Genomic DNA, 13,839 nt, shown 5'->3' with positions numbered 1-13,839 from the left:
TTTCCTCCTTGGAGATGAAATAAACAACTTACATGCGGAACAATCGTTTGGACCGGCGATGATTCATGGAATGGGATTTACCAGATTGTAAGGCGCGCTGCTCTCTTCTCCACAGCCAGTAAGGGATGACAACCAGAAGCCCGATGAAGAGCAGGCCGATGCGAATCATCCATTCCATCCAGGGCTTTAACCATATTGCAGAAGGCTCCAGCACTTTGGACACCTGGTCAGGTGCAGGGATGAAACGGGGTGTTCCGTCAGCCTCCTTGACCTTCATCGCCGTAGAAGGATCAAGTGCAATTGTGAGGTTGGTGCGCCACTTCTCATCAATTAAAGCCTGAATCACAACCGATTTGGCCCCGTCAGCCTCCGTCTCAAGTGTCAGCAGCCCGCCCGATGTAATGGATACACCCTGTACAGGATGTGCAAGCTGGAATTGGACGTCCGAACTCTCTGGCAAGCCACTCATCGTATATTGGGCAACGGATTGACCGGCGACCGGTATGACTACGCGTTCATCTCCATGGATGTGCACAGCGGACAAGCTGTTCTCGACAGCGGCTTCTTGAGCAGGCACGAGCTTGACGTTTCCCACGCGATAGCGCAGCTGTGCATTTTCCGATGTTGTCATGGTGATACCCCAGCTCAGAATGTTTCCCGGAGTGACGTGTCCGGCAGTATCAGGTTTATTGCGAATCATGAGGCTGGAAAAGGGAACACGAACCTCGCCTTCAAATCCCGGCGCAAGTTCAATCAATCCATCCACGGGTTGAACCAGCCCGGGTTGCTTGGTTGCTTTCGGAATCAGGATGACCTGACGTTCGTTCGATACAGTGAGTGCGGCCCGGTCCGCTCGGGTGATCACAACGTTTAGTGGCAGTACCTGATCCGAGTCGCTGCGTACGGAGAACCTTAGCTCGCCGCTGCCCGACCAGTCCCTGTTCTGCAGTTCGTATAGATAGGCAGAATAAAATCCTTTGTCTAGCCCTTGTGTGTCGGCGCTGATCTGCAAGCTGCCATTACGGTCCACATTGGACTGCACCTTGGCACCGTTGCTCCACTTATGGATGGAGCGTTCGCTCCAGTGCAGCTGTTCAGGCTGAGTTGAAGCATTGGCATAGGAACTGCTCAAGCTCCACAACCCCGTCACAATTGCGATAAGCAGCCACTGCTGCCATTTCGTACGCATGCTTTTTTTGCCTCCAATATTTATAAATAAGCCATCTCGTTCAGTTCATCATCGGAGACGAAGTTTTTGTAAGAGGATGTGCCCTTTGATTTGCGAGACTCGATATACGCTACATTCCACTGCTTCAAAAGGGCTTCCAGCTCTGGCATTTGACCACTGCGGGCGATGTCGCGAATGTTTCGAACCCGATACAAAATGCCGTGTTTGCTTCGCATCGATTTGACCCATTCACAGTCGAGAATCAGATTTTCCGCAAGAGGCAGACGAACTTCGTAGGCCATTTCCGGGTGAGACATCTGCACGAGTATAAAATCGTAGTTAAAATCCAGCAGGGTCACTGTGCCATACTCGGTTGTTTCAAGCTCGTGGTTCAGTGAAATACGGGCCAGCTTGCGGTTCGACATCATGCCGATCTGTCCACGGCGTACAAAGTTCAGACGAATGTCTTCAAATGTACTGATATCCTTGTCCAGCTTCTGAGGAAGCGTTGGCTCGCGATCGTACACGATGTGCAGCAGCTGGCGCTGCTCTGCTTCGTTAATCTCATGCACTTTAAATGCATACTTCCACTTGGTGCCAAATGTAGTGACGTGTGTGACCCTGGCTTTGAACTCGCTCGAATAAGGGCCCGATACCAGCTGCACGCCAAATTCAGTCTCACTCGGAATATATCTTGGTGTATCCAGCAGAATGGAAATGCCGCCTTCCGAAATATCATAAGTAACAGTCGAGAGGGTTTCCCCCTCTGTAGTCAGCGTACACTCCACAGCAGCCAGCACGCGCTCATAGTTACGGAACACCTTGCGTCCGCTGAGGAAAAAGATGGACATCATAATGTTGTAGAAGTTGATCAGCAACCAGTATAAAACGACAAGAAAACCAATCGTGCCTTGACTAAAGGTCCAGTGGATACAGTTCACAATACCAATTACGGACAGCACCGCCAGAATGAGATGGGGAATGATCTGTTTGATCTGGTAGCTGCGATCATTACTTGCTCCATCTTTGCGAGTGACTGCAAATTTGTTCATGGTGATGCCGAGTGTTTCCAGAATAACCGCAGGCAGCAGCGACGGAAACAATATCGTTTCATATACATTGGTCCATTTGGTCGTTCGAATATTGCCTGACAGCATACGCAGACATGTATTGGTCAGCAGATACATCGGCAGCCAGAACACCAGAATTTCCAGAATGGTGCATTTCACCACCAGGACACCAAACACAGCAAACAGAATAGGCGACATAATGTACAGCAGCCGTTTTAAGCCAGCATACCAGTAGGTGATGGATGAGATATAATTCAGTCTCTGGGCAAAAGTAAGACCTCTCTTGAAGAGAATGTTCAATTTTCTGCCCGTCTGGATACATCCGCGTGCCCAGCGCTGACGCTGCTTGATCAGGCTTTTCAGATCACCGGGAGCAAGTCCTGAAGCCAGCACCTTATTGGTGGCATAACAGCGATACCCTTTGCTCTGCATTTCAATGCCGGTTGCAAAATCTTCTGTAATCGACCCGGTATAGAAACCGCCAACATCCTCAAGGGCTTGTCTGGACAGCACCGTATTGGTTCCACCATAAATGACGGAGTTGGACTTGTTACGTCCAACCTGCACATCACGGTAGAAGTAGTCCTGTTCGTTCGGGATTCGTGCTTCTGAATACAGGTTGTACTGAAACTGATCGGGATTATAGAAGCTCTGCGGAGTCTGAACGAAGCCAATTTTCTCTCCTGTCAGAAAATACGGCACACAGGACGTCAGAAAATCATGCTTCGGAATCATATCGGCATCAAACGTGGCGATTAGAGGTGAGGAAGTATGCTTCATGGCGTTGTTCAGGTTTCCAGCCTTGGCGTGGATATGCTCGGTTCGGGTCAGGTAGCGGATACCCATATGAGCGGCAAGTTCACGCATCTCGGGACGATTGGAGTCGTCACATAGATAAATATGTACTTTGGAGCGGTCAGGATAATCCATGTTGAGACAGCCGTTTATCGTTTTGAAGAGTAGGGATGCCGGTTCATTGTAGGTTGCAATAAAGACATCGACATCTGGATATAAAGCCTCATCCACAACGGGGAGCTCGGGATATTCAAGTCGGGTCATATTATAGAAATGCACAGCCAATTCAAACATGCCGATGAGTTCAACAATTAGGAGGGCAAGACCAGCGGTCACAGCAAGAGGGCCATGGCCGAAAGGAATGGTGAAGAATGTACGCCAGATGACGTAAATACAGGACATAATGACTGTTGCGGTGACCAGTATTTTGTTGCGTGTGCTTAAACGATTCAAGGTGCATACCTCTCTCTATGCGTGGTAAAATTATTAGCGTTTATCAAGCCTTAAGATATGTCTATCATACAATGTGGTTCTGAACAGATTCTGAACATTTTTCTGTACAGACACCAAAAAGACGAGCCCATAAGCTCGCCTTCTTCGTAGTATCCTTTGCAGACACACCTGTGTATCTGCTGCTCCTTCAGATTCATGTTAATCCGAAATGTTGCGGGTGTAATATTCAATGATATCTTTACGACGAATGATGCCGAGAAAGACACGATCTATATCGACCACGGGTACAAAGTTCTGATCTGCTGCAAGAGTCAGCATATCTTCCATCTCTGCTTCGATGTACACGCATTCATTATAAACGCGATTGCTGATCTCATGCACCTGCACTTGATCCATATTGTCAAATGTCAAACCGGGAGTGCCCCGCATTTTCCATAACAGATCGCCTTCGGACAGAGTAGCAACATATTTTCCATCCGCGTCAATTACGGGAATGGCGGTGTAGTGGTGCGATTCCAGCTGCTCGATAGCATCTTTCATGGAAGCGGTAGACTCGATATAGGCCACTTCGGCTTTGGGGAGTAAAAAATAGCTGATTTCCATCATCGGGCTCCTTTTCAGCCTTTTGCTTCACAGCAAAAAAGCTTTAGTATGTAATTCACTATTCTTATTTAAACATATTATGTGAGCCGAAGGCTATTTTTAATGACAAATTCATCAGATTTGTTACATTGTGTAATCCGTGCTGGAAATCTATAGTATAGAGTAGAGGTGAACTGACATGAGATCAAAACGAAAGTTATTATATGGACTTCTGCCCATCCTGTTTGCAGGCGGCATCGGAATGTATTTATACATGCAGAACAACAAACCCGAGGAAGCGAAACCTCAGACTACCGTAAATCAGTACATAGAGCATCTGCAGAAGAAAGAGTTCGACCAGCTGTATTCGTTAATGTCACCTGCTTCGTTAACCGAAGCAGGCATGACAAAGGAGCAGTTTGTCGAGAAATACAATGCCATATATGCGGGCATGCAGGTTTCCGACATCAAGGCTGAGCTGCAGCAAATGCAGGGAGCAGAGACTGAAGCTGGAGCAGATGCCGGAGCGAATACAGATCAGGAAGCGGGTTCAGAGGCGAAGACGGGTCAAGAGAATGATGGTAAGACACAGCAGAATGAAGGTAATCCGGACCTCTACGAGGCAAATTACAATCTTCACCTGACTACTTTTCTGGGAGATATCAGTGAGACCCATACGTTAAAGTTAGTTAGACAGGAGCTGGAGGACGGGAGCAAGATCTGGCAAATTAACTGGCAGCCATCCCTGATTCTCAGTGACATGGTGAAAGGGAGCAAGGTTCGGGTGAAGACTCTGTTCCCGACTCGAGGAAATATTGTAGATCGTGATGGATTACCGCTCGCAACCCAAGGCACTATGAATGAATGGGGAATTGTACCTGAGAAGCTGGGAGATCAACCCGATCAGATGATTGCTCGCATCGCAGATCATTACAATGTATCCGTGGAAGGCATTCAGAAGGCGCTGAATCAGACGTGGGTGAAGCCCGGATTTTTTGTCCCGATCGGTTCTACAGAGGAATTTGATGTACCCGAGTCACTGCGTGGTGTTGCATTGCAAAGCAAGGAGGTTCGTTATTATCCCCTTGGAGAAGCAGCAGCGCATCTGATTGGCTATGTTCGTAAAGCGACCAAGGAGGACCTGGACAAAGACACTGAGGGATATTACCGCGCGGAGGACTGGATAGGTAAAGCGGGACTGGAGCAATCCATGGAGAAACAGCTGCGCGGAGAGCGAGGTGCTTTGATTGAGATCACCGATGAAGCGGGGAATCCCCTTTCCGAATTAATTCGCAAGGATGCGGTGGATGGCAAGGATGTGCAGCTCACGATCAGCTCGGCGCAGCAGAAAAGGCTGTATCAAACGCTGGCTGGCGGCGGTGATGCCGGAGCAATGGTGATGATGAATCCGAAGGACGGCAACCTGCTGGCTCTGGTAAGTGCACCGTCGTACGATCCAAACAAAATGGTGACGGGTCTGACGCAGGCAGAATGGGACGCCTATTCTGCGAATGAGAAGCTTCCTTTTATCAATCGAGTAACAACACGGTATGCCCCTGGCTCGACCTTCAAAGCAATTACTGCGGCAGCCGGATTGATGGAGAACGTAACAACCGCGGATAAAACCCATGACATTTCCGGTTTGCAGTGGAGGAAAGATGACAGCTGGGGTGGATATTACGTCAAGCGGGTGAAAAGCCTGAGTCCGGTTAATATGGTGGATGCGCTTGTGTATTCCGACAATATTTATTTTGCGATGGAAGCGACCGAAATGGGCAGTGCCAAGTTCATCGAGGGCATTCAGAAGTTCGGGTTTGGCGATAACTTCGGAATGGATGAGCTGTACCTGAAGCCGAGTCAGTATGCCAATGAAGCACATAAGGACTTATCCTCCGAAGTGCTGCTTGCCGACACGTCGTACGGACAGGGGGAGATGTTAATGTCGCCGATTCATCTTGCTTCTGCTTTTACGCCGTTTGTGAATGAAGGCAAGCTTGTAAAGCCTGTGCTCATTGTTGGCAAAGAAACCACTGACCCTGTTGCAATTATCACACCCGATGTGGCCAACACCGTCAAAAATGCTTTAAAAGAGGTTGTTTCTCGTCAAGGAGGAACAGCACATGCACTCAGTTCGATTGCTGGTGGTCTTGCAGGCAAGACCGGTACGGCAGAGCTGAAAGCGAAGAAGGGCGAGCAGGGTCAGGAAAATGGATTTTTCGTTACGTTTGATACAGAATCGCCATCGTTCCTTCTGGCTGCTGTGATCGAAGAAGTTAACGGGCGTGGGGGCAGCCACTATGTAGTGGATCGGTTAAAGCCGTTCCTGGAGAAACTGCAGCTCGATCAGTAATTTGACTCCGTAATATCCGTTCATAAACAGCGAGCGGCATGGATAATGAACAAAAAGCGCTTTGGCTGAATCCCTATGGATTCGCCAAAGCGCTTTTTTGAATATATTTCAGATTATTTTTTTGCTGTAATCATAAAGCGTGCAGAGTTGGTGCGAATACCCTTCTCATGGCGCTGGTCCTGCACAAACTGCTTGAAAGTCTCCAGATCGGAAGCATGTTCTCCGAAATGAGGCACAATCGGCGTGTGCATGAGCAAAAACAGAAGATCCTCCGGTGTAGCATAATACTCCATTACATTATATTCACGGACCTCGATCTGCCGGAAACCGGCGTGTGCAAGCTCCAGTTTGTAGCGTTCCAGCAGCGCGCCAGGTTTAATGCGGGAATGCTGCCCGCGTCCGAAAACCTGCGCGATATTTAATTTGTCATGCTCGCTGACTTGCTGGGTCAGAAATATGCCGTCCTCTGCGAGCACCCGGTACACCTCCGATGCAGAGAAAACGGAATGCCTGCAGGATGCGGTGTTAAAGAACTCATCCGGGAACTGCAGATGATTTGCATCCATCTGAACGAAGCGGACATTGGAACTGTTGGCGGAGCAGCTTGCCGCTTTCTCCAGGTTTCGCCGGGCAGTATCGATCATGCTTTGAGCCAGATCAATACCCACAAGCAAATGAGCATGTCCTGCAATGGACAACACGGCTTCTCCTCCGCCGGTGCCGATGTCGAGCAGCAAGTCTGATGTTTGCGTGCAGCGAATAACCTCTTCGTAGAAATCCCAATCAGGGGTATCAGATACAACCTTCATTGTGCTGAAATCCCAACCGTTTTGCCGACCGACACGTTCATAAAATGCTTCGTAATTCCATTCTTTTGTCATACTTTAATCTTCCTCCAATATGTGATGTTATGATTATGGATGTGTATCCTTGTACAATCGTTCGTGTAAAGCATCGAACAGGCTCAAATGGACAGACCTGCCCCTTGGCAGCTGGTACGCGTTTTGATCCAGCCCGATACCTAATTACTTCGAACGATCGGGAACAACATCCCTTTCACCTCACATGTTGGAATACGTTCATTATACGCAATTGACAGCGCATACGCGAGGTGATATTTTGGAGTGGATTCTATTCTAGCAATCCGAGGTGATCGATGGTGGCTCTTCGTGCAAATGAGATTTTTGTCAACTTGCCTGTCAAGGATTTGAAGCAATCGGTTGATTTCTTTACAAAATTGGGGTTTGAGTTCAACCCTCAGTTTACGGACGAATCAGCTACCTGCATGCTTGTTGGCGATAACATTTATGTCATGCTTCTGGTGGAGGAGCGGTTCCAATCCTTCATTACGAAAAAAGTAGCAAATGCGGCTGAAAGTGCCGAAGTCATCGTAACCTTGTCTGTTGATTCACGTGAGCAAGTAGATGCCATTGTACATGCTGCTCTTGATGCAGGAGCGAAGCAGTATAAAGAGCCGCAGGATCATGGATTTATGTATGGATGGAGCTTTCAGGATCTGGACAACCATCTATGGGAAGTCACTCACGTAGATATGAGTGCTTTTCCTTCGAATCAGACAGAGTAGTGAATCGGCAAAGGATGGTTGAGCTCAGATAAGTTTGCTCAATATCACGGGAATAAGCATATAAGAGATACTATGAATAGCAATATACAAAGCCTTCCTGATCACAGGAGGGCTTTTTTTGATGAACCAACCGCAATTGTGATATCTCCTTGCCTGCAATGTTTATCTTTATGGAAAGGGTGAATCATTACAAAGCCTGACATCACCCAGCCAATAGCGAATAATGTATTTTATCGCAGGAATATATGGTGCATTTTACCTTTTTGCTATATGATATATGTCGATTCACCCCGAGATTCAGATACACATATTCTGATAACGGGTAGAAGAACAGCTTAATAAACAGATAAGCAATGGAAACATACATATTTTTTAGATGGAGGGATCAGGGTGTACTGTCACGTATGCGGGACAAAAAACAGCTCGGGTCAAGCACAGTGTCAGAAGTGTGGAACTATGCTCAAACAAGTCAGCTCTACGGAGGATCAGATCTGGAACGAACAGGAAGGACTTTCGCCCCGCAATTCAGCTGCTGCCGGAGAGGTGAGCAAGCGTAAAAATAGCCCTTTTCTATGGATTATTCCGCTGCTGCTTGCAGCATTTATGGGTGCGCTGCTGACGTATTATTATAATCAGGAGAGTGCTGTTAATGCTCAAGTAAAGACACTGCATCATGAGGCAGAGCAAGCCGCGCTGAATGGGAAATATGCGGAGGCCATCAAGCTGCTGGATAAAGCACTTGGCTATAGACCGAATGTAGAAGCACTGGTTCAGGATCGGCAGATTACGGCAAAAGCCTACAATCTATTAAACCAGCTGGATGAGGCCGCGGATTTACTCAAAACAGGCAAGCTGTCCGAAGCGGACAAAATCATTCAAACGGCAGCGAAAACGTTAAACGAGCGGCAGGAGCCCGTGTTTGACAAAGCAAGGGCAGCCTTGAACAATCGAAAAGTAACGCTGGCTGTTCTGAAGGTCAAAAAAGAAATTGATCAGTTAACCACCGTGGAAGGACTGGCGGGGAAACTCAAAACGATATCCGGCTTGAGCGGCAAGGAAGCGGAAGCGGTACGAAAGCAGATCATCGACAAGCTGGCAGGCATCAGTTATAAACAGGCGGAGCAGCAGGTGAAGAAACGCGATTTTACAGCAGCGCTGCAGACCGTGGACAACGGTTTATCCTATGCACCAGACGATCAGAAGCTGGCCAAATATCGAGACGAAGTGCTGCGGGAGAAAAAGGCGTTTGAGAAAGCGGAGGAAGAACGCATTCGACTTGCCGAGCAGCAGGCGGCTGAGGAGGAGCTTCGAAATCGCACAGGGGCTGTATATGTTACAGATCTGTCTGCTGAACTGGATGAGTACGGAGATTTGTATATCAGCGGATCAATCGTTAATCAGGGCACACGTCCAATTTCGTCGGTGGCTCTTATCGTCAATATCAATGCTTCGAATGGTGATTATATTGGCGAAACGGATGCTTATGTATACCCGACGATATTGGATGTAGGAGAAGAGGGTTATTTTGAAACCTACTATTACGGGGTATATGAAGCAACCAATGTGACGGTTACGAATGCATCATGGTATGTGGAGTAGGAGGGGATCACATGAGCAAACGGATATGGGGCACGATTGTTTCCAGTGCAATAATCATTGGAGCCGGAGCTGGAGGGGTATTCTGGATTCATGAGCAGGCAGCCGATGAGCTGGCGATTGCACCCAAACTGGCAGTTGCCTCCTCGAAGGGAACGAAAAAGCCTGAAGCCAATACGACTTCAAACGCTTCAAATAAAAAAACACGCAAGCAGATTATTGAGGATAGTCAGCAAAAAGTGGTCACAATCGAGAGCGGCGAAGGTCTGGGCTCCGGCTTTTTATACAATAATAAGGGAGATGTAATCACCAATGCACATGTGGTAGAGGGCTCCAAAGAAGTGACCGTTCGTACTCTGGATCATCAGGAGTATCAGGGGATAGTCATCGGCATCGGGGAAGAAACAGATATAGCTGTCGTCAGAGTCCCGGATCTTGTGAAAATAGAACCGCTGCCCATCTCTTCTGCCAAAGCAGAGGTGGGCGATGAGATTCTTGCATTGGGCAGCCCGCTGGGCTTTGAAAACACCGTCACCACTGGCATTATTAGCGGACTTGACCGCAGTTTTGAGATTGAACCGTATATCTATACCAACTTGTATCAGATCTCTGCTCCGATAACTAACGGCAACAGCGGAGGCCCGCTGATTAATGCCGAGACAGGAGAAGTACTGGGCATCAACTCAACTGTGGTGAAACAGGAAGGTGGTATCGGATTCAGCATTCCGATCACCAGTGTGCTGAAACAGGTGCAGCAGTGGTCCGAGCGTTCCTCTGATGCCAAGTCTGTTCAGACGGTTCGGGACAACTCTTCACAAACGTCCTCAGCGGACTTATCGGAAGCGGAGGGCGTGGTTGCTGACTTTTACAGTTATCTGAGCATGAGTGATTATGTATCTGCTTATGCGTTGCTCGGAAGTGACTGGCAGAGCAGTACAAGTTACGCCAAATTCCGTGAAGGTTATACGTATACGAGTGATGTGACTCTGGAGAAAATATCTTCCAAGCGTACCGCTGAGGATGAGCTGGAAGTAAGCGGTGTAATTGCTGCAGAAGAACGAAAGGATGGGGAATACATCACGTCACGATATAATGTCACTTATCAGGTTGGATACGAGAACGGCCAGATGAAGATTCTGCACGGTCAAGGCAAAAAGATAAAGTAACATAATAAGGTGAAAAGATTAAGTAACATGATGAGGTCAAAAGATAAAATAGCATGATATGGATCAGCAGTTTATATGGATGAAGTCATTAAATAGAACCTATACAGGCAAATTTATAACCATAGGGGAGAGCGCGCAGTTATGCGGGTTCTTTCTTTTTGTATTGCGAATTAAATGCGGTTTTGATAAAATACAGAACGAACGTTCAGTATGTATATGTGAATGGAGTGAAGTAAGTGAATATGAATAAAAAGCAGCTCCAGTCCGAGCAGACAAAGAAGAAACTCGCTGATGCTTCCAAAGCCCTTTTTGTACAAAAAGGATATAAAGCAACTTCGATTGAGGATATCGTCGCCGCTACAGGCAGCAGTAAAGGGAATATCTATTATCATTTTAAAAGCAAAGAAGGGCTCTTCCTCTATCTCATTGATGAATGGGATCGGGAGTGGGAAGCGAGCTGGACCGCGAAAGAGCATCTATATCGCACTTCCACCGAGAAAATCTACGGGCTGGCAGAACAGCTAATTATGGATGATTTGAATCATCCTTTAACAAAGGCAGCTGATGAATTCTTTACAGGAGAGAAAAAAGAGAATGATATTCAGGAACGGATCGCTGTCATGTTCGAGCGTCACATTGAATTCAACAGACAGCTGATTCAGGAAGGAATAGATAAAGGTGAGTTCAACCAGAACAGTGTGGAGCATCTTGCGCTTATTCTGGAAAGCATCATTATTGGACTCAGTCAAATGTCAAGGAAGCTGGAGCCCGAAGAGGCACTGGCATTATATCGTCAAGCTGCTGGTGTATTCCTTTACGGAATTGCGAAGCATAAACAGCATAATTAGACAACAACACTGGAGGATGGAATCATGGCTTTGTTGACGCGCAACAGGGGCGCGCTGCTGCTGTTAATGTTCAATATTTTTCTGGTATTTATGGGCATAGGTCTGGTTGTTCCAATTATGCCTGCTTATATGAATTTGCTTCATATTACAGGCTTTACGATGGGACTTCTATTTGCGGCGTTCTCGTTTACTCAATTCCTATTCTCTCCGGCTGCCGGACGATGGTCAGATCAGTGGGGACGTAAAAAGATTATTGTCATCGGCATGCTGATCTTTGCCGTATCTGAATTTATGTTTGGCGCCGTAAATGCACCTTATCTGCTCTTCGCGGCCCGGATGCTGGGCGGGGTTGGTGCAGCGATGATTTTCCCGGCTGTTATGGCGTACACTGCGGATATTACGACGGAGGAAGAGCGCGGTAAAGGTATGGGGCTAATTAATGCGGCCATTACGACAGGCTTTATTATCGGGCCGGGCATTGGCGGTTACATTGCGGAGTTTGGCATTCGGGTTCCTTTTTATGCTGCGGGGGTCGCCGGTTTGCTGGCTGCTATTATCACATTGATTATTTTGCCGGAATCCGAACGGAGTGCGAGTGAGCAGTCGTCAGTTGAAAGCGATGGAGTGAAGGAAAAAGCACCAGGTATGGTCGCTCAATTGTTAAACTCTTATCGGGAGCCTTACTTTTTCAGCTTGATCATTGTATTTGTTATGGCGTTTGGCTTGGCTAACTATGAAACGGTTTTCTCACTGTTTGTGGATCATAAATTCGGTTTCACGACGAAAGATATTGCATTTATTATTACATTTGGTTCAATTGCCGGAGCCGTTGTACAGGTATCTCTGATCGGCTGGCTGCTGAATACATTCGGTGAGAAAAAGGTCATTTCCGTATGTTTGCTGTTTGTTTCTGTATTTGTACTGCTGACTCTGTTTGTGCATACGTACTGGCTTATCGTTGTTGTAACGTTTACCGTGTTTTTGGGAATGGATATTTTGCGTCCTGCCATTAGTACACAGATGTCCAAACTTGCTGAGGAGCAGCAAGGCTTCGTTGCCGGCTTGAATTCGGCTTATACTAGTCTGGGCAATATTGCCGGACCGATCGTAGCGGGCGCATTATTTGATGTTAACATTAACTATCCATATGTTTCAGCTGCAGCTGTGCTCGGAATTTGTTTCCTGTTATCTTTACGTGTGCTAAGAAGTGTCAAGACAGTAGGAGAATCAAAAGCACAAGTTTAGTGGCTGGATCATATCAACCTGTAGGGAAAACGTGGATACTTCAATTCTGGTATAATAAGAGTTGCTGGAAGTGAGTCACATAAGTTGGTTTGCAGTGGACAGGACCAAGGAAGAGCATTTTTAGACATAGACAGAACTATTGGAGTGATAAAATGAGTAAAGCAAAAGGCAAGGGCGGCACGGGTCGTGGTACAGGCAAAAAAGGCTGGAACCGCTGGCAAGCCAGCGCCAATCGAGCCAAGAGTGCCCCAAAGCCTTATAAAAGCAAAGGCACTAAAAATAAGGAAAGTTCTGAATCTGCTGATAAGTCAAAGTAAACGGGCAGTGGAGAAGGCAGAGCTGGATTTTGTTAGAGAAGCAGCAGTTTTTGGGGATGGTAAGCACATCTGTGAAAACTGCTGTTTTTTTTGTTTATGTAAAAGACGATAGACTTTAGGCAGATTACTTCTATATAAAGAGGTAAATATATAATGAGTCGTTTAATTTTAATTTTGGTTAGCAAATGATAAAGTATGTGGTATTGGGACGTGTCTTGTGTGCCTACAATACAAAACCTATATTATGTATAATTTAATTTAATATTTAGTGCTTTACAAGCGATGGTGATTCGTGATATATTCTAATTCCGGCCAAGAAAACACGATTTACACGGTGCGGCAAGCGACTTACAAAAAAGCTTCGAAAGAAGCTTGAAAAAAAGAGCTTGCAAAGTTGGTTCGGACATGATATGATATAAAAGTTGCTGAAACGAACTGGTTTCGGTGACGAAGAAAAGTTTGATCTTTGAAAACTGAACAACGAGTGAGTAATCATTCTGCTTGCAGAATGAACGTGAAGGTTTTTGGTACAAGCCATCTGGCTGTATGAAAACTGGAACAACAATGAGATTTTTAATCTCGTCAGATTCAAAATGAGCTTATCGCTCTTTTCAATACTTTATTGGAGAGTTTGATCCTGGCTCAGGACGAACGCTGGCGGCAT

At 46.7% G+C, this 13,839-nt stretch carries 11 protein-coding genes; 7 read left to right on the top strand and 4 right to left on the bottom strand.

The annotated features are described in order from the left end of the window. Positions 1-28 precede the first annotated feature (28 nt). The 3 genes from ACQSGY_RS18900 to ACQSGY_RS18890 form a co-directional block, all read right to left on the bottom strand. A complete protein-coding gene (locus tag ACQSGY_RS18900; RefSeq protein WP_427179838.1) occupies positions 29-1,189 on the bottom strand; it encodes a hypothetical protein in 1,161 nt (386 codons plus the stop codon). Between the two features lie 20 nt (positions 1,190-1,209). Next, entirely contained in the window at positions 1,210-3,486 is a 2,277-nt protein-coding gene (locus ACQSGY_RS18895; protein WP_427179836.1) for a glycosyltransferase, read from the bottom strand. A 198-nt stretch (positions 3,487-3,684) separates the two neighbouring features. Beyond that, entirely contained in the window at positions 3,685-4,089 is a 405-nt protein-coding gene (locus ACQSGY_RS18890; protein ID WP_111269767.1) for a CBS domain-containing protein, read from the bottom strand. A gap of 178 nt (positions 4,090-4,267) precedes the next feature. On the opposite strand from ACQSGY_RS18890, the gene ACQSGY_RS18885 reads away from it, so the two are divergent. Then, positions 4,268-6,418: a penicillin-binding transpeptidase domain-containing protein gene (locus ACQSGY_RS18885; protein ID WP_427179834.1), complete on the top strand. Its 2,151-nt coding sequence runs from the start codon at positions 4,268-4,270 to the stop codon at positions 6,416-6,418. Between the two features lie 113 nt (positions 6,419-6,531). Here ACQSGY_RS18885 and ACQSGY_RS18880 read toward each other — a convergent pair whose 3' ends face one another. Further along, positions 6,532-7,299 carry a class I SAM-dependent methyltransferase gene (locus ACQSGY_RS18880; RefSeq protein ID WP_427179833.1) on the bottom strand — a complete coding sequence of 256 codons (768 nt, stop codon included), beginning with the start codon at positions 7,297-7,299 and terminating at the stop codon, positions 6,532-6,534. Positions 7,300-7,577: 278 nt separating this feature from the next. Here ACQSGY_RS18880 and ACQSGY_RS18875 point away from each other — a divergent pair, with 278 nt between their 5' ends. From ACQSGY_RS18875 to ACQSGY_RS18850, 6 genes are all read left to right on the top strand, one after another. Next, positions 7,578-8,003: a VOC family protein gene (locus ACQSGY_RS18875; protein WP_427179831.1), complete on the top strand. Its 426-nt coding sequence runs from the start codon at positions 7,578-7,580 to the stop codon at positions 8,001-8,003. 456 nt (positions 8,004-8,459) lie between these two features. Continuing rightward, positions 8,460-9,602 (top strand): hypothetical protein, encoded by a 1,143-nt coding sequence (locus ACQSGY_RS18870; RefSeq protein WP_427179829.1) that lies wholly within the window; start codon positions 8,460-8,462, stop codon positions 9,600-9,602. 11 nt (positions 9,603-9,613) lie between these two features. Then, positions 9,614-10,765, top strand: coding sequence for a S1C family serine protease (locus tag ACQSGY_RS18865; protein ID WP_427179827.1), 1,152 nt, complete (start codon positions 9,614-9,616; stop codon positions 10,763-10,765). A 242-nt stretch (positions 10,766-11,007) separates the two neighbouring features. Further along, entirely contained in the window at positions 11,008-11,613 is a 606-nt protein-coding gene (locus tag ACQSGY_RS18860; protein WP_427180131.1) for a TetR/AcrR family transcriptional regulator, read from the top strand. A 24-nt stretch (positions 11,614-11,637) separates the two neighbouring features. Beyond that, the gene (locus ACQSGY_RS18855; RefSeq protein ID WP_426334129.1) at positions 11,638-12,858 is read left to right on the top strand and encodes an MFS transporter; all 1,221 of its coding nucleotides are present in this window, start codon (positions 11,638-11,640) and stop codon (positions 12,856-12,858) included. A gap of 152 nt (positions 12,859-13,010) precedes the next feature. Next, positions 13,011-13,175: a DUF3934 family protein gene (locus ACQSGY_RS18850; protein WP_427179826.1), complete on the top strand. Its 165-nt coding sequence runs from the start codon at positions 13,011-13,013 to the stop codon at positions 13,173-13,175. Positions 13,176-13,839 lie beyond the last annotated feature (664 nt).

This window comes from Paenibacillus sp. TC-CSREp1 (assembly GCF_050171015.1).
GTDB lineage: Bacteria > Bacillota > Bacilli > Paenibacillales > Paenibacillaceae > Paenibacillus > Paenibacillus silvae.
The sequence above is the reverse complement of the archived record's forward strand: the minus strand, read 5'-3'. Positions and strand labels throughout refer to the sequence as shown.

Bases quoted from the DNA above. Each gene is read 5' to 3' on its own strand.
- ACQSGY_RS18880 (WP_427179833.1), bottom strand. From the start codon at position 7,299: ATGACAAAAGAATGGAATTACGAAGCATTTTATGAACGTGTCGGTCGG.
- ACQSGY_RS18890 (WP_111269767.1), bottom strand. From the start codon at position 4,089: ATGGAAATCAGCTATTTTTTACTCCCCAAAGCCGAAGTGGCCTATATC.
- ACQSGY_RS18900 (WP_427179838.1), bottom strand. From the start codon at position 1,189: ATGCGTACGAAATGGCAGCAGTGGCTGCTTATCGCAATTGTGACGGGG.
- ACQSGY_RS18870 (WP_427179829.1), top strand. From the start codon at position 8,460: ATGCTCAAACAAGTCAGCTCTACGGAGGATCAGATCTGGAACGAACAG.
- ACQSGY_RS18855 (WP_426334129.1), top strand. From the start codon at position 11,638: ATGGCTTTGTTGACGCGCAACAGGGGCGCGCTGCTGCTGTTAATGTTC.
- ACQSGY_RS18865 (WP_427179827.1), top strand. From the start codon at position 9,614: ATGAGCAAACGGATATGGGGCACGATTGTTTCCAGTGCAATAATCATT.
- ACQSGY_RS18850 (WP_427179826.1), top strand. From the start codon at position 13,011: ATGAGTAAAGCAAAAGGCAAGGGCGGCACGGGTCGTGGTACAGGCAAA.
- ACQSGY_RS18885 (WP_427179834.1), top strand. From the start codon at position 4,268: ATGAGATCAAAACGAAAGTTATTATATGGACTTCTGCCCATCCTGTTT.
- ACQSGY_RS18860 (WP_427180131.1), top strand. From the start codon at position 11,008: ATGAATAAAAAGCAGCTCCAGTCCGAGCAGACAAAGAAGAAACTCGCT.